Origin of the sequence: Streptomyces albospinus (genome assembly GCF_014648695.1) — a bacterium.
Lineage (GTDB): Bacteria > Actinomycetota > Actinomycetes > Streptomycetales > Streptomycetaceae > Streptomyces > Streptomyces albospinus.
Window position 1 is genome coordinate 40,599 of record NZ_BMRP01000005.1, and the last position, 21,407, is coordinate 62,005.

Below are 21,407 nucleotides of genomic sequence, written 5' to 3' on the forward strand. Positions count from 1 at the left end.
AATGAGGAAGACAGAGCGTGCTCACAACGGTTTTTCGAGTTCCCAGACGACGACTGACGGAATTCCGTCCCAGGCGGCCCGTGCCGCCTCGGCCACCTGCTCCTCGAAACCTGACGGCGGGAGCTGCCCGTTGAACAGCGGCTCGGTGCAGGATGTGACGACGAGCCCGGCGTCCGCGAATGCGGTGAGATATTGCCCGGTGAGGTGGACGTGATTCCGCACGAAGGCCAGCCGGCCGGGACCGGACACAAAAGGCGCCTGCCCCTGGAGAAGAACCATCATGGGGTGCAGATCGGAAATGATCAGCCGGCCGCCGGGGCGCAGCGTCCGCGCCAATTCCCGGACGCCGGGGCGGAGATCGGCCAGATGCGTGAGGGCGAGCGCGCAGAGCGCGAGGTCGACGGAGCCGTCATCGACCGGCAGCTTCTCCAGGTCGCCGGCGCGGAACTCGGCTGCGGGCACCTTGTCGCGCGCGACCGACAGCATCTCGGGCGACTGGTCCACGCCGATGGCCCGGTGCCCGCGGGCGACGAGGGCGCCGGTGTGCCGACCCGTCCCGCACGCGGCGTCCAGCGCGACACCTGCCGGACTCCGCTCGACGAGCCGGTGGACGACCGGCTGCTCGACCGCGATGAACGCATTGGGCAGCGAATCGTAGATCGAGGCCCACGTCGCGTATCCGGCGGCCGGATCGAGTTCGTCCAGTGGCTTCCCGCCCCCGGATGAAGGCTTGTTGACGAATTCCCGGATCTCGTCCACACGGGCCCGCAGGAATGCTTCATCACCGTCGGTCGCCTGGCGAAGGAGGGCCAGGCCCTCAATTCCCAGGACCAGTTCACGGAATCGCGCTTTCCGTTCCAATGGTCTCCTTATGCCGGTGATCCAGTCGAACGACGCCCCGCCAAGCTACCCTTGGCCTGGGGTCGTAGTCCACGGCGCATGACACTGGCCGAATCCTGTTCCGCGATGGCCGGATCCCCAATTCCGCGCACCCATCCCGGACCGGCCGGATGCGAACTCGCCGGATGCCCGCTCTGTTCCTGCCCTGCCCACGACGGACGTCTTCACGGATCCGACGCCGAGGTGAGCCATGGCTCCTCCGGGCACTCCCCACGTCTTCGACGCCGTCGAAGCCCGCATGGCTCAGTACAACGAGCGCGTTCGTCTTGTCCGCGGCGTGTGGGTGCGAGGTCGGCCGGCAAGGAGTCGAGGACGGTCTCCTTCTCGATGGGCACGCCGAGTTCGGTGAGCGCGGGGACAGGCTCGGGTCCCACGAGGCTTCGGCGGGTGTGCCGGTCAGGGGTGGGACAAAGGGAGTTCTCCCCGGCACGCCCCCGCCCGTCGCCACCGAAGCCGATACCGCATGCCCGGCCGCTGCGAGCGAGACGTGCGGACCGCCGCCGAATGCACCGACACCGCCGGCCCACCGACACCGCCCGCCGACCGGCTGGTGGAGGTCGAACGCCGCAGTGGAGGCGGGGGCCCCGCCCGGACCTATTACAGGCCCAGCGAAGCAGGCATGCAGATGCTCCGGTCGTGGAGCCGTGACTGGAGCGAATTCGCCACGAGCATCGGCTCTCTCATCACCCAGGCTGCGCGGGAAGAATCATGACACTGACGGTCGAGAACGGGATTCACCAGGCCATGGAGACGTGGCGCCGCCTCGGAGTCGAACAGGACGCGGCCGAGGAAATGGCTGAAGAGCCGGCAGCGGATCTGACCGCCGCCGCCGGCGACGGCCGGTCGGTCGCCGACTGCATCGGCGGTGACATCGAGGCGCTGGCCACCTCCTGGGCGGGCGAACGCGGTCTGCTGTCCTCGCACCGACGCCTGAAGGAGACCGCCTTCGCGGCGGCCACGGGCGCCGCGATTCCCGCCCTTGCCGCGCTCCTCTTCTGGTGGGTGTCCTGGTCCCACTTCCTCGACCCCAGCAGCGCATCGGTGACCACCACGCTCGGCGGGCATGTGCTGCGGGACGTGCGCAGGTTCCCCGATCCCGGCGTTCCGTTGATGTGGGTGGGCTGGGTCGCATGCCTGGTCACCGCGTTCTTCTTCGTCCGGCGTGCCGTGGCCGAGAGCCTGCGGCGCCCGCTCGACCCCGCCCGCGACGCGACCGTGCGGGCCACGACCAAGGCCCTCCCCGTCATCCTCGTCGCAGCGGCCCTGCTGGGCTGGGCGATCGGCATCCTCGGGGCATCCGAGGTGGGGTATTACCAGCTCCTCTTCACCTTCCCGATCGCGCTGGTCGCAATGATCGGCGCCGTCGCGGCCGGTGCCGCCTGGGTACGACACCGCACCTGCCCGCCCCTGAGCGCCATCAGCTGAACCTCGCACCTGCGGGCCTCCTGCCCACGTCCCCCGCAGTCGACGCGGCATGGTCACGCGACCACAGGATCCCGGCGGTCACCTCTCCGCCGGGATCCTCGGCCGTACAAGGTCCTGTTCGACCAAGGCGGGAAGGCGAGAAGGCGGGCCTGGGCACGGCCGACGTGCCCCGTGACCCGTCCGGCTCGCGCGAGTGCCTCCGAGGTCGTGCCGATGGCGGGCGATGGCAATCGCGGGTGAGGCCCTACCTGTTGTGCGTGGGCAGCCGGAGGGTGAAGCGGGCGCCGCCGAGGGGGCTGCCGGTCGCGATGAGCGTGCCGCCGTGGGCCTGGGCGACCCAGGAGGCGAGGGACAGGCCGAGGCCGGTGGAGCCGGAGCCGCTGTGGAAGCGGTCGAAGAGCGAGTCGGCCAGGTCGGGCGGTATTCCGGGGCCCGCGTCATCGATGGTGAGTACGCCGTCGGGGGTGACGTTCAGTGCGATCTCGGCGGGCCGGCCCGCCGCGTGCCCGTGCGTCAGGCGTTGGTGAACAGGTTGGTGACGGCACGGCGCAGCAGGTCCGGGTCGGCGTCGACCACGACCGGCTCGGCATCGACGGTGATCCGGTGTCCGTCGGTGGGGGTCTCGTCGACGACGGCCTCGACGAACTGGTCGAGGCGCAGTGGTTCGCGGGCAAGGGTGGCGACGCCGGCGGTGAGGCGGGCGCGGGTGAGCAGGCCGTCGATGAGGTCGCCCATGCGGGTGGCCAGGCGCACGGTGCGTTCCAGTGCGGTGGTGCGTGAGGTGTCGTCGCTCATGGCGGTTTCGGCGAGGAGGCGCAGCGACGCGACGGGGGTGCGCAGGTCGTGGGCGGCGTCGGCGAGGAAGGCTTCCTGCTGCTGCATCGCGTTCAGGGCGGGGCGGATGGCTCGGCCGGAGATCAGGTGGCCGGCGACGGCGGACAGGGAGAGCAGCACCGCGCAGCCGGTGGCGAGCAGGAGCGTCAGCTCGCGGTGGGACTTCTGGTCGTCGGCGGTGTCGGTCGCCGATGCGCCGCGTACCGCCCCGCTGTCGGTCACCCAGGCGGTCACCGTGGCGTGCGAAGTGCTCGACGCCCTGGACCACAGCCACCAACACGGCATCGTGCACCGGGACATCAAACCGTCGAACATCATGCTCACCGGCCCCACCACGGTGAAGGTGCTGGATTTCGGCATCGCCAAGGCCCTCGCCGAAGCCGCCACCCGTCTCACGGGCAGCGGGGTGGCCCCCGGCACTCCCGCCTACCTGTCCCCGGAGCAGATCAGCGGGGTGGAGATCGACCACCGGGCGGACCTGTACGCCATGGGGTGCCTGCTGTACGAACTGCTCACCGGGGCCCCGCCGTTCCAGGCCGATTCACCGTTCGCCGTGATGCACCACCATCTGTCCACCGAGCCGGTGCCCCTCACCCGGCTCCGCCCGCAGATACCCCCCCGCGGTGGCGGCGGTGGTCGCGCGGGCTCTGCGCTAGGACCCGGCGGAGCGCTTCGAGGACGCGGCGGCGATGCGTACCGCGCTGACCGACGCGCTCGGCGCCGCATCGGCTCCGACGATGCAGGCGGACGCGCCGCTCCCCCCGGCCGCGGCGCGCTCTCGCCGTGCTGCCGTCCTCCGCCGGCTCCGCACGGCGCTCCGTCCTTCCACCGCATCTGCGTTGGGACTGGCCGGAAGCCTTCTGCCGTTGCTGTGCGCCCATGGTGATCTGGTCGATACGGACCATTTCGGCGATGTTGCCGTCGTGGCAGGGCCGTTGGGCTTGGTCGCACCACCGTTCTCGCCCCGACTGTCCGGCGTCGTGGCCTGGGGGCCCGAAGACCTGGCCCGTGCCTGGCAGTAACAGGGAGACGGGTTTGGTCCGTCCCAGGGGCTCAGGGTACCCAGTGCCGGTATGCCTCCACCCACGTCCATCCTTGAGGCGTGGGTTCGGGCCGTGGCAGGTCGAGGACACCGATCACCTGGCGGTGCCGGCCGCGTTTGCAGAGAGCGACGATGCCGCTGCCGGGCCGCAGTTGGACGGCGGTGACGGTGACCGTGACGCCCAGGACGGTGGTGTCGAACGGGAGGGCCAGGTGCTCGTCGATGGCCGCGTGGAGTGCGTCGAGCTGTTCGTACTCGTCGTAGGCGTCGACGGTCGCCTCGGCGACCATGGCGTCGAGTTCGGCCGTGGTGAGGTTTTTCATGACGTACTCGGCCTTCCTGCGCGGAGGAGTTCGGCGAGGCGGGTACCGACCGGGCTGATGCTGGGCAGGGGCTCGTGCTCGCAGTGGCGCTTCTTGCGCTGGCGCAGCAGCGCTTCGCCGTCCCGTTCCCAGGTGAAGGCAGGCTTGCGCAGGAGCGTGCGGAAGACGGCATCGGCTCCGCCGGGGTTCCGTTGGACAAGGCGGCGGATGACCATGGGGGAGACCGAGTCGTCGTTCAGGTACTCCCGCAGGCGTGCCAAGTACGCGCGGTCACGGGCCAGGGCTGGATCGCCGAACAGTGCATCGAGGCGACCGAAGTCGGCGTAATAGCAGAGCCCTTCGACCTTGTCGTAGATCACGGCGACGGTTTCCGCGTCGATGAGTTCCTCCGGCAGGCTGCTGAGTTCGTCAGGTTGGGGCCCGCTGTTCCTGGCCTGATCGGCGGCTTCGTCGCCGAGTCCGGCGAGTGTCTTCTCCTGCCGGTACTGGTGGTACTCCCGCAGTCGTTCCTGTGCCTGGCCTGGTTCGAGTACGAGCAGGTCGGTGCCGAAGTGCTCGATGAAGTCGGCGCGGGCCTCGGCTTGCATGTCCCAGGCCCTTTGCAGCATTTCGGGATTGCGGCGCAGCAGCTGCGGATTGGCCGCGAGGGTTTCGGCGGCGATCTGCGCCAGCTCTGTTCCGTCACCGGACGGGTAGGTGGTGAGGCCACCGCTGACCAGCCAGTCGTCGGTGTCCGGATGGATGGGCACGATGCGGGCGACGGCGAACATTCCCTTGCGGAGTTTCCGAAGAGCACGGCGCCCCATGTTGGAGTGGGTCCGATAGGCGAGATCGTCGAGCAGGTTGTGCAGGACGGCGGCGCCGTGGTCCAGCCGCTGCACCTCGAAGACGCCCTCGACCACGTCGCGCCAGCCGAGCAGCATCGTGCGTTCGTCCTCCGGCAGCGGCGGCAGCCGCTGGGCCACGAACCGTTCGACGACGGTGGAGCCGTCTGCCAGCCGGTGTTGCAGCGCGAAGTGGTCGATCGTCTGGACGGCGGTCGTCTCGTCGAGGAAGCCGAGCCGGTCGGCGGCGTCAGCGAGCCGGGCATCCAGTCGCCTGGCGAACCGCGGGCTCTGCGCGAAGGCCACCAGCTCGCTCTTGAGATCCCCGCTCCGTGTCACCAGTCGCTCGACCTGGGGGATCACCGTCGAGGAATCGCTCCGTCCCACTTCTTCTGCCTGTTCTCTGTGTTGTGCTCGCTGTCGCGAGCCGTTGACATCAGCGACCTGACGATCGGCCAGGCCGACGCCATGCGTGGCCAGGGCCGAACGAGGCTTCTGCCGACGCCGGACTCGCGAGGGCGACTCTTCGGCATGCCTACGAGTCTGGCAGAGGAGGGCAGGGGCGCGAGGCGGATGGCCGAGGAATGTACCTGCCGGCGTCATGCGGATAGTGCTCGGCCACATCACCGGTGACCGGCCACCGAGATTATGGGGGCTTTTCTCTCAAGGCGGGATCACCGTACGTCCCCAGAGCCTTCTGGAGCGGTCCCGACCGTGCCACAGCCCGCGTTCACGCTACTTCCCTGAGGGACGGCGGCCTGCCAGGCATTCCAGATCTCCGCGCGAAGCCTGCCTCGGAGCGGTACGTCCATGCCCTGGCTTCGGGCCCAGGCCCGGACCACGGCCACGCTCGGCGCGGGCATCGCGGTCTGCGACTTCCGGGTGGCAGGGACAGGTGGGGGAGGCAGCGTGGGCGGCGGGTTCTCAGGACTGGTCGTGGTGAAGCCGCGGCGTTCGAGGATACGGCGGCGTTTGTGGTGCATGCGCTCCAACAGGGGGACGTCGGCGTCAAGGTAATCGTGGGCCTCGACGTGGGACTTCCTCGCCTCGGTGTTGCGCATGATCCGGCCGACTTGCTGGATGACGCGCCCTTTGAAAGAGATGGGGTCGGTCAGGAAGAGGGTGTCGAGCCGCGGTGCGTCGAAGCCTTCGCCAGCGAGTTTGTCGATGGCCAGCAGCACCAACGGTGTTGTCGCTCTCCTCGGCCAGGACTGCGCGAACCCGGGCGCGCTCGGCCGGCGGCATGCCGCCGTGGAGGACGAGCGGGGCGATGCTGTGCGGTACGAGGGCTTCGGTGGGCTGGTGGAGGTGTTCGACGCGGTTGGTCAGTGCCAGGCTGCACCGGCCGCGCCGGAAGGCATCGGCGATGTCCGCCGCGATCAGCTGGTTGCGGTCACCATGGTGGGCGAGTTCGTTGTAGACGGCCTGGATGGAGGCACCATCGGTGCCGGGCTCGTCGGTGGTGAAGGGCGTTGGGTGCACGACAAGGTGCTTGGCGAAGGTGCTGGCGTCGTCGATCTCGTGGCGAATCGGGCCGCACTGCATCGTGATCACCGGGTCCATCTGGTCCGCGCGGTAGGGGGTGGCGGACAGCCCGATCCAGCGTGGCGCCTCCGCTCTGCGGATCGCGGCCTCGGCACCGGGTGCGCCGACGGTGTGGCACTCGTCCACGATGACCAGCCCGTACCCGTCGAGCAAGCCATCGGGGCGTCGCGGTGGGACAGCGTCTGCAGCATGATCAGATCGACGACATGGCCACGGCGATCCTTGCCGCCGCCCAGCGAACCAACGTGCCCGGTGCCGAGATCGAGGAAGGCCGCCAGTCGTTCCTTCCACTGGGTCGACAGCTCCGCCCGGTTCACGATCACCGCAGTCGGGGTGCGGTGTCGGGCGATCAGGGCGCAGGCCATAACGGTCTTGCCGGAACCGGGTGGTGCGACCAGGGTGCCCGTGGAATTCTTGGTCATCGCTTCCACGGCGGTCTGCTGAGTGGCGGTCAGCTCACCGGCGAACCGGGCTGTGATCGGTGCGGGTTCGGGGAGATCCTTGGTGATGTCGAGGGTACCGCCCGCGGCGGAGACGAGCTGGGTGGCTTCGTCCGCCAGGCCGCGGGGCACCCTGAGCCGGTCGGGATCTGACGCGTCGAAGCAGCAGACGAGGCGCGGAGTGTTGAAGGTGGAGAAGCGCTGGTTCTGCTTGCGGTAGAACTCCGGGTTGTGGAACGACGCCGCGTGCTTGAGCGCGGCCAGCAGCTGGGGCGGGAGCCCGGTTGTGGAGATCGCCAGCATCGCCGCGAGCCGAGCTGCAACGTGTGCGGGCGCCTTGCCGGGAGACTTGCGGCGGGGCCTGGGCCCCAGTTCCGGGGCGGTGGGGGACGGGCCCGCTTTGACGGGGCCGAACTTGTCCACCAGCGCCTCGACGTCGACCGGAGACAGCCTTTCGGTGTGCGAGAGCCGGGCGAACTGGTCGGGGTAAGGCTGCCATGTGCCGGGGTCCACGAAGACGGTAGTGCCCTTGGCACGGGAGACGCCGTGCAGCGGCAGTGCGATCAGGCTGCCGAACCGGAAGCTGCCCTTGGCGCTGATCGGCAGGAAGTCCTGGGCGGGGAAGAGCCGGTCGTAGCTGGACAGCGCCATCTGCCCGCGGGAGTCGATCGCCCGGCGCAGCAGTGCCATCCCCAGCGCGCGGGCGGTGGCCGCAGCGACGGGGGCGGTGAAGAACGTCCAGACATGTGCCCCCTTCTCGGAGCGGGAGACCTCGACCAGCGCGGGGACCCCTGCCTCGCGGCAGGCCGTGATGTACGCGACGACGTCGCCGCGCCAGTCGCTGCCGTCCTTGCCGTCGAAGTCGACCGCGAGCAGTCGGCAAGTGTCGTCCGCCAGCAGCGGATACAGACCGATGTGCAGCTCGCTGCGGCCCTGCCGGGTGGGGTCGAGACGGCGGTGGACGGTCTCGTCGGTCAGCGGCCAGAACGCCCGGTCTGCCTCGGCCTTGTTCTTGTCGAACGGACTATCCTCGGCCGGACTCCAGCCTGTCCGACCGGACTTGGGGCTCACCCAGCGCCGCGCGTACACGTCCTCGCGCCCCGCAGACAGGGCTGTGAACAGGGCGATCCTTGCCTCAGCGCTGGAGGAGGCATCCGCATACGGAAGCCCGCCGACCCCGGCGGCGGGCGCCGCCGGTACGGACGCGGGAACGGGCGGCAACGAAGGGGCGTCAGTGCGAACACCTGGGCCCACAAGGCTGCGAAGCCGTGCATTGTCGGCTCTGAGCCGGGCGAGCTCTTCGCGTAGTTCTGCGTTCTCCTCCAGCGTCACGTCGAGGCGGATGCGCAACTCGTCACGGTCGAAGCAGTCGGACCAATCCTCCACACCCCTCATGATCAAGACCGTGTGTTCCTCACGCAGCAAAAACGGTCACGTCTCACCTCCCGGCCGTCCTGTAGCTTCCGCGACCTGATTGCACACCGGTAGCGTCTGCTGCCCGGGACCAGCAGCGGTTCGACTCAAGTGCTGCGCCGGTCCGCAGTCCGAGCAGACCATGCTGGTCATGACTGATGAGAAGCCCGGAGGGCGCCGGTCCGAACCGGCCGGCGAAGCGCGCAAACCCAAACGTGAGCTCACCGTGCGAGTCCCCTACCTAACCATGGACGGCCCTGACGGCGAAGCGCTGCAGAGCCGCCAAGCGCGAGCGATCCTCCGTGCGCTCCAGCGGCTCATTGACCACCCCGAGGGTGCCCAACAGGGAGACGGGGGCGACTGAGCCAGCCCTTGAGAGAGCGTCCCGGTAGGACATGAACCTGCGGCCTGCTCGTAGTCGTCTCACGGAGCCGGTCGCGTGCCGTTGACCTGCCGGTTTTTGACGGGCGGCAGGTCAAGCGAGTGGCATGTACGCGGCGTGCGTGCCCTATGGGCGCACACGCCGCCTCGCTGCGCTAGACGCGCACACCGGCTATGACCTGCGCTTTTCCGCGCAGACTCAAGCCGCAGGTTGGGCGCCCCCGGCAGGACTCGAACCTGCGGCCAAGTGCTTAGAAGGCACCTGCTCTATCCACTGAGCTACGGGGGCTGACCTGCGAAAACGCAGTCTTCCGAGCGCTCGTCCCAGGAACCTGTGGGACGTATGTGGGATCTGTTGATCCCTGGGAACCGTGGGACGCTGGTGCGCCCCGGTGGCTCGGACGTAGCTTCTCACACCATCTTCACAGGTCCGAAGACCCTCGCGGAAACAATCCTGCCCCCGTTCGGCGTTGGTGATCTCCGAGCCGAGGAGGGGAAGGTGTCGGGCCTGAAGCTGTTCCACACGACGAATAGCGGCGTGACCGAGGTCATGCCGCGTCTTGCTGCGGTCGAGGCTGACGTGCAGGACCTCGTCGAGGCGCACATGGAGACGATGCTGGGCGTCACGTTCCTCGCGAGCGAGTACGTCATCGACTGCGTCGACGGCGGGAGGATCGACTCGCTGGGTCTCGACGAGAACGGCGCACCAGTGATCGTCGAGTACAAGCGCGGCACCGACGCAGGTGTCATCAACCAGGGCCTCTACTACATGGCCTGGCTGACGAACCACAAGGACGCCTTCCGGAACCTGGTCCGCGACCGGCTCGGGGGGACGGCCGCGTCCCAGATCCTGTGGAGCGCACCCCGGCTGATCTGCGTGGCCGGCGACTTCACCCGCTACGACGCACATGCCGTACGCGAGCACCGGCGCTCGATCGACCTGGTCCGCTACCGCTACTTCGGCAGCGACCACTTCGGCCTGGAGACCGTGGCCTCCGTCACGGGGCACTCGGCTTCGGCCAAGCGGGTACGCCGCCGGGCGGCCGGTGCGCCGCCGGTTCGGATGCAGGGCGGTGCGATGGCCGAGCTGGCCGAGGCGGTCGACGAGGTCCTGGTCGGACTCGGGGACGGCGTCACCCGGGTGCAGCGCAAGCAGTACGCGGCCTACCAGCGGCTGCGGAACTTCGCATGCGTGTGCCCGCCGCAGCAGAAGAAGCTCCTCGTCTACCTCAAGGCCGATCCGAAGGAGGTCGACCTCGTCTCCGGCTTCACCCGGGATGTGACGGGGCTCGGTCACCACGGCACGGGCGACCTGGAGCTGCAGCTGCGTACGGAGCGGGACCTGGAGCGCGCTGGTGACCTTCTCCGCCTCAGCTACGCCGCGGCATAGGGATCTCCCGCAACGGCATCGGTCCGAACGGCGTGCGGAGTTGTGGGCTGTTGTCGTGGTGGTGCCTTCCGACGTGACGGGCAGGGATTGGCGGTGGACCACTAATGGTCCGGAGGATCTCCGGTTTCGCTAACCGGGGATCCTCTGCTATGTATCGCCCTGCGCCTCGCCGCAACGGGGAGCCTGCTCGGATGGTCAGTGGACGACTGCGTTGGACTGGTCTACCGATGGCGGCTGTCCGAGCTGAGGACGCGGCCCGGTTCGGGGCGGCTACGGGGTGAAGCTCAGGACGACGAACAGCGCGCCAAACGCGGTGAAGATGCCGGAGATGAGGATGCCGAAGAGGCTTCCGAAGAGGGGCGACCAGGTCCCGCCGGCGCCCATGATGGTCGCGGAGCGGGCGGGGTTGCTGGGGCGGTATCGCACGGTGACGGTGTCGCCCTGTGCGAGGAGCACGGCGTCCTCCTCGAACTCGACGTACTGGCCGTCGAGCGTGGTGAAGGCATGGACGTGATGCCAGTAGGTGTTGCCCTCGCTGCCTTCTGACGCGTACCGGCGGATGCAGCGGCCTTCTGCGGTGATGCCGCTCGTGACCGAGCGCAGGCGGCCGATCAGCTGGCGTGACAGGAAGAAGCAGAGGGTCCCGAAGGCGGCCAGGACGGCGAGGCCCACCCAGAACATCGTCGTCTGCGCCGGGCAGAGGCTCATCGCCTGCGCCCGGGAAGGTGCGCGGCCGGCGGCGCTGCTGCCACCCGAGCGGGGGCTTGTGCGGTGTGGAGCACCGGGCCGCCGGCTGCTGGACGTAGGAGGCGGCTTCCTTGGCCCTCGGCCATTTCGAAGGCGATGTCCTGCACCAGAGCCGTCGGTGCGTGCGCGGACAGCTGGAGTGCCCAGGTGGGCTGGTGGACGGCGTGGCCGCCCCAGATGGTCCATACGGGAAGGGAGCCGTTGGTCTTCTGGGCGGCGAAGGCGTCGAACTGCACGCCGCCCTTCTCGGGGCCGGGGGCTGCCCAGGAGATGTAGCGCCCGTCGATGGACTGCTTCCAGCCCGCATCGGCGAGCGGACGAGTCGCCTCGGCGATAGCGGCCTCGTTGACACGCGGGGACAGGCGCGGACCCCATACGTTCTCGGCGGCGACCGTGTCCAGCAGTGCACTGATGATCGCGGTCGGAGTGGAGGCGGTGGCCGTGCTGTGCCACAGGCGGTCGCTCACCGGAGTCTCGTAGACGGCGACGGTCCAGTTGATGTCGCGCGGCCCGGTCTCGTGCTCGAACTCCACGCGCAGGGTGAGGGATTCGTGGCTGGCGATGGTGGTCTCGTCGTACGGGCGGTACATCTCCCAGGCGGGTTGGGAGTCGAGGAAGTCCTTGAAGAGGGCTTCGTGGTCGCCGGCGTCGGCGGCGAACACCGGAACCAACTCCGACTTCGCCGCCTGCGATTCCACCAGCGCGTCAGCGGCGCTGGCCGCCTCTGACGTCGATAGGCCGGCGAAGGCTTGGGCGGTCTGCTGTTCTGTGTCGGTGGGCGGCGGCGGGCCGGGGCGGACGGCGTCGCCGTACAGGCGCTCGAAGTCGGCGATGGCTTCGCCTGGGGTGTCGTAGGAGCCGCTGACGACCCGCAGGTGGTTCTCGCCGTGGAGGTGGACGCTGTCGGCGTGCTGGTAGCTGCCGACGGCGCAGGTGGTGTGGCCGTCGTGAGCGTGCAGGTGGATGACGAGAAGGCCGGAGGTGATGTCGTCGTGGATCTTCTGGGCGTCGGCGGACACGAGCCGGATCTCGTCGCGGTCGAGCCACGTCATGGGGTGGTTGGCCCAGGTCCACTCGGTGTCGATCTCCTCCTGCAGTTGGTCGGTGATGTCCACGGTGATGCCGGCGTCGCGCAGGAGGGTGGCGGTGATGTTGGCGTAGTAGGGCTCCTCGTGGTCGATACGGACGAGGAGCATCGTGTGGTCGGTGACCGGCCGGAAGCCTTGCGAGGCGAGGGTGGCGCGGGCGGTGTGCAGCGTGCTGCCCGTGAGGGTGGCGACGACGGCGCTGGGGTGCTGGGGGTGCAGGGCGAGATGAACATGAGCGTCGGGTGCGGTGTCGGGCATAAGGGGGCTCGTTTCACCGGTCCGGGCCGAGGTGCGGAGGTCGGCCCGGACCGGAGGGTCTAGACCGTATGGAAAGACAGTGTCTCCCTGACGGTTGACGGGAGTTGCTGCCAGGCTGGGTCGTAGCGGGGTCGTGCAGATGGAAGGCATCGGCCGTGATGTCGGAACGCACATTCATAGGGCTGGATGTTCATGCCCGGTCGGTTGTCGGCACGGCGCTCGATACCGGGTCGGGGGAGATCCGGTCGTTGAGGCTGTCGCCCAGGACGGACGCGGTGATCGCCTGGGTCGCCTCGCTGCCTGGCCCGGTGGCGGTGGCCTATGAGGCCGGGCCAACGGGGTTCGGGCTGGCCCGAGGGCTGACGGCGGCGGGGATCAGGTGCGTGGTGGTGGCGGCCTCGAAGATCGAGCGGCCTCCCGGGGACCGGGTCAAGACCGACCGGCGGGATGCCGAGCGGCTGGCCAGGCTGCTGCGGATCGGGGAGCTTCCAGCCGTGCGGGTGCCCACCGAGGCTGAAGAGGCTGCCCGGGACCTGGTGCGGGCCCGTGACGACGTCCGCGCGGACCTGATGCGTGCCCGGCACCGGCTCTCCAAGCTCCTGCTGCGACAGGGCCTGGTGTGGGAGAAGAGGGCGTGGACGGGTGAGCACGAGAGCTGGCTGCGTTCGCTCTCCTTCGACGGTCTCGGTGTGCAACTGGCCTTCGACGAGGCTTTCGATGCGGTGCTCAGTACGCACGCCCGTCGGGAACGGCTCGACAAGGCCATCGAGGCGATGGCCGCTACCCCGCCCTTTGCTCCGGTGGTCGGGCGCCTGGCGTGCCTGCGTGGAGTGAGCACGCTGACCGCCGTGGGGCTGGCCGTCGAGGTCGGTGACTGGCACCGGTTCACTGGCAACACCATCGGCTCCTACCTCGGCCTGGTGCCGTCCGAGAACTCCAGCGGCAACCGCCGCGTGCAGGGTCCGATCACCAAGACGGGCAACAGCCACGCCCGCCGTCTGCTGGTCGAGGCGTCCTGGCACCACCGCAAGCCCTATCGGCCCAGCCGCGGGCTGGCCCGACGCCAGGACGGACAGCCGCCGGCTGTGCGGGACCGGGCCACACGTGGCAACCGACGGCTGTACCAGCGGTGGAAGCGATTCGACGCCCGCAACAAGCGGGCCACCGTCGCCGCGGTGGCCGTCGCCCGCGAACTGGCCGGATGGTGCTGGAGCCTCGCGACCATGGACGAGAACCTCTGACGCCGTCCGCCCCACAAACCGCCGGTGGGAGACCGGCATTGGACAGGCGACGCGAGGAGGACCCGCGATACCCGCTTGAGCAGCCCCGTCGGTGACCGGCGCGGCCATGCTCGTTTCTAGACTCGCGGAACCCTCCCGACGCACAACCAGTCCTGCGGTAGCCAACCCGCGCATATCAGCTTGACCGCGCGTCGAACCGACATGCCTCCCGGCGCCTTCTCCCACCGGCCCATACCATCCCGCCCGGACCCGATGCCCCGCATCGAGCCCGTACGTGGACGCCCACTTGACACGGATGCCCTCCATATCAGCGGGTGGCTCGGACGGGGGTGGGGGCGGTCCGCGGTGGCGGCCCGGCCCGCGGGGCAGTCGGAGTGCGGGTCGGGCGGGCGGTGCGCGGCGCCGGGCTGGTGGCGTGGTGCCAGCGGGCGCGCAGGGCGGTGAGGTCGGCCAGGGCCCTTCGACTGCCGGTGATCAGCTGGTGGGGGCTGTTGGCCGGATCGTCGGTGAAGGAGGCGATGCTGATCGCGACGGTCTGCGCGCGGGTGAGCAGGGCACGCTCAAGGACCTTCTCGCCCCAGTGCTCGGGGGATCCGACCGGAGTGGAGAGCAGGGTCAGCAGGTCGGTGGGGGTGATGTCGCGTGCGAGGAGGCCGCGGTGCTGGGCTTCCCAGAGCACGGTGATGGGGTCGACCGGCTCGCCGCGATGGGTGAGCGCGGTGAGGCACTGCCACAGCGCCGCATGCAGGGGGAACGCGAAGTCCTCGGGAACGAGCCAGCGCATCTGACGGGTCTCGGCGGGGTACGCGGTCGCGGTGGCGATCAGGAGGCGTTCCTCGTCGAGGGCTTCCTCGCTCGTGTCCCGGGCGGGTGCCGGCGGCAGCGCGGTGCGGGGCAGGGAGCCGGGGTGCGAGGCGAAGCGGCCGGAGAGGTCGTCCAGGAACCGGGCGAGCGTGTCGGCCTGCTGGACGGTGGCCTTCGCGCGGTGGGGCAGGGTGGTGTCCACTGCGGTCTGGGCCAGGCGCTCGGCGTGAACGCGCAGGCTGCGACGGGCGTGGTCGGCGCGGATCATCCGCGCGTACGTGGCCGCGTGCTGGGGCCAGGGGCAGACCTGGACGAGGGTGTGCAAGTAGGAGGCGGTCAGCCCGGGGGCGTGGGGGCGGGCCGCGTCCAGGACCGTGTTCAGCCAGGCCGGACTCGTGCGGTGCTGCTCGGCATCGGGGGCCGGCACCGTGCGCATGGCGCGGAACAGTTCGCCGTGCGCGTGGTTGGAGAAGTGGTCCGGATCCAGCGGGCCGATCTCGTCGAGGCGGTGGGGCTCCAGCAGGAGGGCGCCGAGCAGGGACTGTTCGGCGTAGTGCACGGGCGGGGGCGGCGGAAGGCCGTCCAGTTCGTCGTTCTCGTCGGAGGCGGAGGGATGGGGCATTAGGCGGCCAGGGTGAAGTCGTCGGGGCTGAGGGAGACGCCGAGGTGCGGGGCGAGCAGGTGGGCTGCGAGCCGGGGCGGGACCGCGTTGCCGACCTGGCTGAAGATCTGGCCCTTGTTGCCCTGCCAGGGGTAGTCGGCGGGGAAGGTCTGCAGGATGCCGGCCTCGGCGGCGGTGATCCGGATCGGATCCGGGGCTGAGCCTGTGCCTGGTGGTGTGGGGTTGACCGGTTCGGCCTGCCACACGCACTCGTTGGCCCGGTGGCCGAAGAACAGGGTCCCGGCCGGCTCGTCGATGGTGCGGACGGTGGCGTTGGCCTGGTTGTTGTTGCGCAGGGTCCAGCGCCACGCCGTAGGTATCGCCTGGGCGGTGGGGTGCTCCGTGTGGACGGCCTTCTCCGCCCGGCCATCCGCCACGGTGACGGCCGGGTTGATGGGCGGGTGCGGCGTCCAGGTGCCGCGCTCGCGGGCGTCGCTGAGAGTCTTGCGGGCGCCGGAGGGGAACGGTTCGGGCCCGCCGCCGGGTCCGCCCCCGGCGCACACGGTGGGCACGGGGCGGTCGGTGGCGCCCCAGCCCAGGGCCTCGGCCATGGACATCCAGCGGGCGCGGCCCGGACCGAACAGCGAGTCCGGCTCGGCGAGTTTGGCGTGGGTGGGCGGCGGCGGTTCGGCGGTCCGCGTGCGCGAAGCGAGCAGGATCGCCCGCCTCCTCGTCTGCGGCACCCCGTAGTCGGCCGCGTTCAGCACCCCGGTCCAGACCGAGTACCCCCAGGTCCGCAGGATCGCGGCGTACTGGCGCCACAGCGGCAGGACGTCGGGGACCTCTTCCATCGCGACCCACTCCGGCTGGCCGTGCTGGTTCAGGGCGTGCAGGTAGCGCATGGGTTCGGCGGCAAGCAGGGAGCGTTCGTCACGGCAGGCGGCCAGGAGCTTCTCGCGGGTGTCCAGCCCCTGAGCGAGGTCGGCGACGGCCTGGTGGACCAGCGGCTGGTCGAGCAGGCCCAGCCGCTTGCCCGCCATCGACCACGCCTGGCACGGGGGGCTGGCCAGAAGCCCGGTGGTCTTGCCGAGGAACGGCCACAGGGGATAGGCGGCTACATCGGTGCGGATCGTCAACTGCCCCGCCGCGGCCCGGGTTTTGCACGCCCACTCGTCCCATTCCAGACCCACATCCCGGACGCCGAGCTCAGTCAGGGCCTGGCTCCAACCCCCGCTTCCAGCGAACAGATCGAGTATCAAGAGGCCAGTCCGAAGTCGTCCTGGACCGGCTCGACTTCACCGCGGCAGGCCCACGGGGAGCAGCTGTCGATAACACCATCTTCCAGCTCCTGGGCGTCTGCTGCGCTGTCGCCGAGTTCCTGCTGCAGGGCGGCCCATTCGGCGGCGGTGACATGGTCGATCGGCGCCTGGTCGAGCGGAACGCGCGAGCGGTGGAGGAATGCCTCGCCCAGCAGCCGGTTGCCGGTGGCGTTGGCGCGCGCATTTCCCTTCCGGATCGCCGCATCGAAGGCCACCACGTCCGCCCACTCCTGCGGCGATGAATCCCGGATGGATCTCCACTGCGCATTTCCATGAAAAGGACACCCGAGGCAGCTCGATTTGGGCGTGTCTGCCAGCCCGAGCGACGTCAAATATTTCACGCAGTCAGCTCTTGACCAGCCAATATCAATGAGCGGGTGGCGGTTGCGCATGTATTTGACGTCCGAGTCCTTGGCTCGGTGGAATTCGTCGGTCGAAATGCCGACCCACTGCTCCACATAGACGTCTCTCGGGATGCGTGCCGGATAGGGGTATCCGAGGAGTTCACGTACCTGCTTCTTCAGTGGCTTAATTTTGTACTCACCAGTACATTGGCGCCTGGTCATCCCGGGCTTGCCGTCCTGGTTCAGGATGTACAAAGGCATTGAGGCAAATCGGTGATGCGGGTCGAGCGCGTCTTTTCGAATGTTCCCGGAGGAGACGCGCAGGATGGGGATTCCAGCCGGTTCGGCTATGTACCGCTCCAGCCGGTCGAGATGCCGGTAAACGGCCTGCGGCTCCCAGCCGGTATCAGCGAATATCGCGTAATCAACCCTGGGGAGGACGCCCTTGGCGGACAGGGCGAGCATGACACTGGATTGAACTCCAGCACCTAGAGAAATGCACTTGAAGACGGGGGATTCGGAGTCGGAAATGGTGCGTCCTTGAGGAATGAGGCAGAGAAAGAGGGTGGAAGGGTCAGCGCCGTGGGGGTGCCGGGGACGGCACGGTGGGCGGCGCGAGTACGGGTGTTGCCGTAAGGGCGGTCCCGGGAGGTGCGGGGATCGTGCTGATGCCGTTGGCGAGTTCGCGCACCGTGGTGGCGGTGCTGCCCAGTTGGGCGTGAATGTCGCGGGGCAGGCGACGCCAGTGGGACTCGTGCCGGGCCCAGGTGAGGATGTCGCCCGCGCTGTGCAGTTGGCCGGAGAGCCAGGCGAGGGCTGCTGCCTGCTGGCCGGCCGTGGCACGCGCGGACCGGTTCGGCTCCTCCCACGGCTCTGGTCGCGCAGTGGCTGCGGCTTCCAGGCCGTGGAGCCGGGCGTGCAGGAGCGGGCCGAAGACCGTGGCGGGGGCGTCTCGCGCGGTGAAGCGCCCGCCGGTGCGCGGGTGCGGGCGAAAGCTGAGCAGGACGTCGTCCGGCGCGATGTCCGGTGAGATGAAGTCGGCCAGGGCCCGGGTGATGTCCTGCGGAGCAGGATCGGAGCCGGGCACCGCCGTGGTCGGGGACGTCTGCTCCGGCGGGGCGTGGGGAAGGGCGAAGGCGGGGCTCACGCGGTGGATCTGGTCGGAGAGTTGGCGTATCGATCGCTCAGCCTCGTGCAGCCAGGCGCGGGAGGGCGCCGGCAACGAGGGCGCGTGCAGCGGGTGCTTCAGGAGCTGGACCGTATGCGGCAACTGGGCGGAGAGGGTGTCGAGGACGGCCTCCTGCTGGTGTTCACCGGCGTAGGCGAGGGCCCACAGCCGCAGCTCGTCCAGGTCGGTCGGCAGCGGACCGTGATCCGCGGGTGGGCTGTAGAGCCGGGGGTGCAGGGTTGCGAGGTAGTGGTGGATCCACCCGCCGCTACTGCGGTGGCCGAAGCGGGAGGCGACCCGCGGGCGGGTCCGGTAGCCGATGAGGACGTCACGGACCGCGATGTCGGGCGTGATCATGTCGGCCAGGGCGCGGGCCAGTTGGTAGGGGGTCGGGTGAGCGGGGAGCGTATGGATCTCCAGACGGAGCGAGGAGACGGGGCCGCGTTCAGCGGGAGCGCGCGGGCGCGGAGGCGGCCTTGACCTGTACCGGGCGGGCGGTCGTCAGTGCGGGGGGCCGCACCTGGCCGAAGCCGGCCGCCAGGGTGCGGCAGCCGTCGGAGGTGAGGTGGATGCGTTCGTCGTGCAGGACCCGTGGGGTCTCCTCGCGGCCGACGAGCCCGCGTGTTTCCAGGGAGCGGATGGTGCTGATGCTGATCCGGAGATCGTCGCGGCTGACCCGGGGCTTGTCGTTGTGGCGGTCGATCGTCACGTGGCCCTGGGCGACGGCCCGCAGCGCGGTGTGCTGCGCGGGCGAGAGGTCGAGCAGCTGGCCGGCGGGCAGGAGGCGCTGGCGCCGCATCTCGGTGGCCAGGAGTTCCGCCGTGGCCAGAGTGTCGTCGGCGCCGAGGGCGGTCAGGTCCCGTACGAGGACGAGCCGGTCTCGCACCTCGGATCGGGCTTCTTGGAGGGTGAGGGGCGGGCCGTCCTCGCTGGGGGCGCCCACGCGGGCGTCGTCGAGGATGTCCTCGGCGTCCAGGAGGTGATCGGCGGCGTCCAGGGCGAGGTGGGCGAGCTGGCGGATGCGGGCGTAGGCCGAGCGGATGCCGGGGCTGTGGTACATCCGCTGGTGGTTCAGCGCGTCGACGATGTGGAGCGCGGAGTGGGTCAGGTGCCGGGTTCGGGGGATCAGTTGGCTTACCGCGGTCGCGGGGTTGGGGCGGTTGATCTCCATGATGGCCAGGGAGTTGAGGGCGTCGTTGTGACGGTTGTAGTCAGCGCCGAGGGCCAGCAGCGCTTCGGGCGGGGAGAGTGGGACGGTCATCGGGAGACGCAGAGCTCCAATCGGTGCGAGGTGTGATCAGCGGCGGTGCTCGCCGCAGGTGGACGGGAGCCGGGCGGAGTGCTCCTCGCCGGACACGGCGTCCGTCATCGGCGGGGTGCCTGCGCCGCGGGAGTCCTGGGCGCCGGCACCGCCGCGGTGGTGGAGAGAGCCGGGCGGTGCTCGGCCAGCGAGCGCTGCCCCTGCTCGGTGACCGCGATGTCCTGTCCGATGAGCAAGGGCGTGCTCGTGTCGGTGGTGACGAGACCACGCTTGGCGAGGGCCCGGAAGGTGGCGATGGAGATACGGGTGCCGTCCTTGGCCGCGACCCGGGTCACGCTCACCCCCCGGTGGAGCGCCCGCTCGTAGAGGCGCCCCTCTCCCTGGGCCAGTGACTTCAGCGCCTTGCACTGGGTGTCGTTCAGCCGGGGTGCGGCCTGGTGCTGGGTGGACACGGCCGGGGGTGCGGTGGCCCGGAGGCTGCGGCTGATGCTGGTGGCGAGGTAGTGGCAGGCGGTCGCCCCGACGTCGAGCTGGAGGGCGGCGTCCTTGAGGTGGCTGTTCATGCGAGGGATCGCCTCGGCATGGTCAGCGGCGCGGGACTGGGCGTCGCCGGCCGGAAACCCGTCGAAGGGTGTCCCCTCGTACGGGTTGGCGTAGATGGCCCCGGCGAGGTCGGTGCAGGCCAGGGAAGCGCCGGCGACGGTGGCGGACAGGGACTCCAGCCCGGCGCGGCTGCCGGTGACGCCCGTGTACGTGCTGTTGGCCAGCGCCGCCAGGTGCCCGAGCGCGGTCGCGGTCAGCTCCTGGGCCTTGAGCAGGAGCGGAGTGATCTGGTGCAGCGCGTCCGTGCCGGGAGAGTAGGAGAGGTCGCGCACGCGGTCGTGCAGCTCCTCGAACCCCCGGGCCAGGGAGCGGAGTTGCTGGGCTTGTTCGTTCAGGTCGAGCGGGGACATGGGGCTCCGGGAAGGGGGTCAGCGGCCTCGGGCGGCCGTCTGCGTGGGGGTTGCGGGGCGCGATGCGGGGCCCGCTGGGGTGGCTGGGGGGAAGGTGAGGTGTGCGGCGAGGACCGTGACACCGGCCGGGGTGAGGTGGACGCGGTCCTGCGGCGGGCCGCCGATGAATGCGGGGGCTGCGGACTTCGCCGTACGCGCGATGAGGTCCTTCGACTCCAGGGACCGCAGCGTGCCGACGAGCACGCGTGCCGTGCGGTGGTGGACGTAACTGCGGTCGGCGGTGCCGGTGACCACGACATGGCCACGGGCGATCTCGTGCAGCGCCGTCTGCTGCGCGGCGGAGAACGACGCATCGGACCGTGCGGTGCTGCTCCAGCGCCTTCGCCGTATCTCCCCGGCAACGCGCGTCGCACTGTCCAGGACGGCCTCGGGGGCCAGAGCGGTCAGCTCGCGCGCCAGCCGAGGACCATGGCCCGCAGAGGCGGTGCTCAGGTAGACGAGCTGCTTGAGCCGGACCACAGCGTCGGACAACTCCGCGCTCTCGTAGAGCCGTTCGTCGTGAATGGCCTTGATGGCGGCGAGCGTCTCGGTGGTCAGGTTCTGCGCGGCACCGGCGTGGGCTGCTGGATCGGGCTTGGTGCTGTCGGCGAGCAGGAGGTCGAGCCGGTCGTTGTGCTGGGTGTAGTGGTCGGCGAGGGCGAGCAGACGCTCGACGGGTGTCGGCGGTGGGGGTACCTCGAACAGCAGCGCGTCGGCGGGCGGTTGGGTCATGCCCGGGAGCGGTGCCGAGGGCCGGGTGCGGAAGACGGTGCTGGCGCGGTGGCGAGCTTCGGCGCCTGCTCGGCCGCAGGCTGCGGCGTGGGGGCGAAGGAGTCGAGGACGGCGGCAACGTCCGCGATGTGGCGGGTACAGGCGAGTGCCTGCTGGTTGGTTGCGGGGTGGGTGAGGGCCCGCAGCGTGACGTCGGGGTCGCTGTTGCCGCATTCCAGGCAGCAGCGGTGGCGGGGGTTCCAGTCGTCGGGGACGTCGTGGATCTGTGGCATAGGCGGTTCCAGGTGTGCGGGTGCTCGGCGCGCAGAAGCAGGTGCGGGAAGCCGGGCGGAACG

The 21,407-nt window shown here is 69.9% G+C and carries 20 protein-coding genes, 1 tRNA gene and 1 pseudogene; 4 read left to right on the forward strand and 18 right to left on the reverse strand.

The window, feature by feature from the left end; genetic code table 11:
• Positions 1–21: 21 nt before the first annotated feature.
• Entirely contained in the window at positions 22–861 is an 840-nt protein-coding gene (locus IEZ17_RS09405) for a class I SAM-dependent methyltransferase (RefSeq protein ID WP_189298458.1), read from the reverse strand.
• Positions 862–1,608: 747 nt separating this feature from the next.
• Between IEZ17_RS09405 and IEZ17_RS09410 the strand changes: the two genes are divergently transcribed.
• Positions 1,609–2,325 carry a hypothetical protein gene (locus IEZ17_RS09410; protein WP_189298460.1) on the forward strand — a complete coding sequence of 239 codons (717 nt, stop codon included), beginning with the start codon at positions 1,609–1,611 and terminating at the stop codon, positions 2,323–2,325.
• A 244-nt stretch (positions 2,326–2,569) separates the two neighbouring features.
• On the opposite strand, the gene IEZ17_RS42170 is transcribed toward IEZ17_RS09410, so the two are convergent.
• Positions 2,570–2,842: a sensor histidine kinase gene (locus IEZ17_RS42170; protein WP_229852129.1), complete on the reverse strand. Its 273-nt coding sequence runs from the start codon at positions 2,840–2,842 to the stop codon at positions 2,570–2,572.
• Positions 2,839–3,393, reverse strand: a complete 555-nt coding sequence (locus tag IEZ17_RS42175) for a sensor histidine kinase (protein ID WP_229852102.1) — start codon at positions 3,391–3,393, stop codon at positions 2,839–2,841. The genes IEZ17_RS42170 and IEZ17_RS42175 overlap by 4 nt, the downstream gene beginning before the upstream one ends.
• A 1-nt stretch (position 3,394) precedes the next feature.
• Between IEZ17_RS42175 and IEZ17_RS09420 the strand changes: the two genes are divergently transcribed.
• The gene (locus IEZ17_RS09420) at positions 3,395–4,045 is read left to right on the forward strand and encodes a serine/threonine-protein kinase (protein WP_189298462.1); all 651 of its coding nucleotides are present in this window, start codon (positions 3,395–3,397) and stop codon (positions 4,043–4,045) included.
• A gap of 167 nt (positions 4,046–4,212) precedes the next feature.
• Here IEZ17_RS09420 and IEZ17_RS09425 read toward each other — a convergent pair whose 3' ends face one another.
• The 5 genes and pseudogenes from IEZ17_RS09425 to IEZ17_RS09445 form a co-directional block, all read right to left on the reverse strand.
• A complete protein-coding gene (locus IEZ17_RS09425) occupies positions 4,213–4,524 on the reverse strand; it encodes a hypothetical protein (RefSeq protein ID WP_189298464.1) in 312 nt (103 codons plus the stop codon).
• Complete coding sequence (locus tag IEZ17_RS09430; protein WP_189298466.1) at positions 4,521–5,735, reverse strand: hypothetical protein; 1,215 nt, start codon at positions 5,733–5,735, stop codon at positions 4,521–4,523. The genes IEZ17_RS09425 and IEZ17_RS09430 overlap by 4 nt, the downstream gene beginning before the upstream one ends.
• 287 nt (positions 5,736–6,022) lie before the next feature.
• A complete protein-coding gene (locus IEZ17_RS09435) occupies positions 6,023–6,529 on the reverse strand; it encodes an Lsr2 family DNA-binding protein (protein ID WP_189298468.1) in 507 nt (168 codons plus the stop codon).
• Positions 6,530–7,078: 549 nt separating this feature from the next.
• Positions 7,079–8,728 (reverse strand): annotated as a pseudogene (locus IEZ17_RS09440) (TOTE conflict system archaeo-eukaryotic primase domain-containing protein); the annotation flags it as partial.
• Positions 8,729–9,343: 615 nt separating this feature from the next.
• Positions 9,344–9,416, reverse strand: a tRNA-Arg gene (locus tag IEZ17_RS09445).
• A gap of 210 nt (positions 9,417–9,626) precedes the next feature.
• On the opposite strand from IEZ17_RS09445, the gene IEZ17_RS09450 reads away from it, so the two are divergent.
• Positions 9,627–10,517 (forward strand): DUF5655 domain-containing protein, encoded by an 891-nt coding sequence (locus tag IEZ17_RS09450; protein WP_189298472.1) that lies wholly within the window; start codon positions 9,627–9,629, stop codon positions 10,515–10,517.
• A gap of 270 nt (positions 10,518–10,787) precedes the next feature.
• Here the strand turns inward: IEZ17_RS09450 and IEZ17_RS09455 are convergent, their stop codons facing one another.
• Complete coding sequence (locus IEZ17_RS09455) at positions 10,788–11,225, reverse strand: DUF3592 domain-containing protein (RefSeq protein ID WP_189298474.1); 438 nt, start codon at positions 11,223–11,225, stop codon at positions 10,788–10,790.
• Positions 11,222–12,610 carry an SPDY domain-containing protein gene (locus tag IEZ17_RS09460; RefSeq protein WP_189298476.1) on the reverse strand — a complete coding sequence of 463 codons (1,389 nt, stop codon included), beginning with the start codon at positions 12,608–12,610 and terminating at the stop codon, positions 11,222–11,224. Before IEZ17_RS09460 ends, IEZ17_RS09455 begins: the two co-directional genes overlap by 4 nt.
• 158 nt (positions 12,611–12,768) lie before the next feature.
• On the opposite strand from IEZ17_RS09460, the gene IEZ17_RS09465 reads away from it, so the two are divergent.
• Positions 12,769–13,851, forward strand: a complete 1,083-nt coding sequence (locus IEZ17_RS09465) for an IS110 family RNA-guided transposase (RefSeq protein ID WP_189298478.1) — start codon at positions 12,769–12,771, stop codon at positions 13,849–13,851.
• Between the two features lie 307 nt (positions 13,852–14,158).
• Here IEZ17_RS09465 and IEZ17_RS09470 read toward each other — a convergent pair whose 3' ends face one another.
• From IEZ17_RS09470 to IEZ17_RS09505, 8 genes are all read right to left on the reverse strand, one after another.
• Positions 14,159–15,277, reverse strand: coding sequence for a DnaB-like helicase N-terminal domain-containing protein (locus IEZ17_RS09470; protein WP_189298480.1), 1,119 nt, complete (start codon positions 15,275–15,277; stop codon positions 14,159–14,161).
• Positions 15,277–16,515, reverse strand: coding sequence for a DNA cytosine methyltransferase (locus IEZ17_RS09475; protein WP_189298482.1), 1,239 nt, complete (start codon positions 16,513–16,515; stop codon positions 15,277–15,279). The genes IEZ17_RS09470 and IEZ17_RS09475 overlap by 1 nt, the downstream gene beginning before the upstream one ends.
• Entirely contained in the window at positions 16,512–17,384 is an 873-nt protein-coding gene (locus tag IEZ17_RS09480) for an adenine nucleotide alpha hydrolase family protein (RefSeq protein ID WP_189298484.1), read from the reverse strand. Before IEZ17_RS09480 ends, IEZ17_RS09475 begins: the two co-directional genes overlap by 4 nt.
• Before the next feature lie 109 nt (positions 17,385–17,493).
• A complete protein-coding gene (locus IEZ17_RS09485) occupies positions 17,494–18,444 on the reverse strand; it encodes a hypothetical protein (RefSeq protein WP_189298486.1) in 951 nt (316 codons plus the stop codon).
• Between the two features lie 88 nt (positions 18,445–18,532).
• Positions 18,533–19,348: a hypothetical protein gene (locus tag IEZ17_RS42180; protein ID WP_229852103.1), complete on the reverse strand. Its 816-nt coding sequence runs from the start codon at positions 19,346–19,348 to the stop codon at positions 18,533–18,535.
• A 104-nt stretch (positions 19,349–19,452) separates the two neighbouring features.
• Positions 19,453–20,301, reverse strand: coding sequence for a hypothetical protein (locus IEZ17_RS09495; protein WP_229852104.1), 849 nt, complete (start codon positions 20,299–20,301; stop codon positions 19,453–19,455).
• An 18-nt stretch (positions 20,302–20,319) separates the two neighbouring features.
• Positions 20,320–21,072: a hypothetical protein gene (locus IEZ17_RS09500; RefSeq protein WP_189298488.1), complete on the reverse strand. Its 753-nt coding sequence runs from the start codon at positions 21,070–21,072 to the stop codon at positions 20,320–20,322.
• Positions 21,069–21,344, reverse strand: coding sequence for a hypothetical protein (locus tag IEZ17_RS09505; RefSeq protein WP_189298490.1), 276 nt, complete (start codon positions 21,342–21,344; stop codon positions 21,069–21,071). Before IEZ17_RS09505 ends, IEZ17_RS09500 begins: the two co-directional genes overlap by 4 nt.
• Positions 21,345–21,407: the final 63 nt, after the last annotated feature.

Coding starts and splice junctions, on each gene's coding strand:
- IEZ17_RS09410 (WP_189298460.1), top strand. CDS start 1,609: ATGACACTGACGGTCGAGAACGGGATTCACCAGGCCATGGAGACGTGG.
- IEZ17_RS09425 (WP_189298464.1), bottom strand. CDS start 4,524: ATGAAAAACCTCACCACGGCCGAACTCGACGCCATGGTCGCCGAGGCG.
- IEZ17_RS09455 (WP_189298474.1), bottom strand. CDS start 11,225: ATGAGCCTCTGCCCGGCGCAGACGACGATGTTCTGGGTGGGCCTCGCC.
- IEZ17_RS09460 (WP_189298476.1), bottom strand. CDS start 12,610: ATGCCCGACACCGCACCCGACGCTCATGTTCATCTCGCCCTGCACCCC.
- IEZ17_RS09465 (WP_189298478.1), top strand. CDS start 12,769: ATGTCGGAACGCACATTCATAGGGCTGGATGTTCATGCCCGGTCGGTT.
- IEZ17_RS09470 (WP_189298480.1), bottom strand. CDS start 15,277: ATGCCCCATCCCTCCGCCTCCGACGAGAACGACGAACTGGACGGCCTT.
- IEZ17_RS09480 (WP_189298484.1), bottom strand. CDS start 17,384: ATGCTCGCCCTGTCCGCCAAGGGCGTCCTCCCCAGGGTTGATTACGCG.
- IEZ17_RS09485 (WP_189298486.1), bottom strand. CDS start 18,444: ATGATCACGCCCGACATCGCGGTCCGTGACGTCCTCATCGGCTACCGG.
- IEZ17_RS42180 (WP_229852103.1), bottom strand. CDS start 19,348: ATGACCGTCCCACTCTCCCCGCCCGAAGCGCTGCTGGCCCTCGGCGCT.
- IEZ17_RS09495 (WP_229852104.1), bottom strand. CDS start 20,301: ATGTCCCCGCTCGACCTGAACGAACAAGCCCAGCAACTCCGCTCCCTG.
- IEZ17_RS09500 (WP_189298488.1), bottom strand. CDS start 21,072: ATGACCCAACCGCCCGCCGACGCGCTGCTGTTCGAGGTACCCCCACCG.
- IEZ17_RS09505 (WP_189298490.1), bottom strand. CDS start 21,344: ATGCCACAGATCCACGACGTCCCCGACGACTGGAACCCCCGCCACCGC.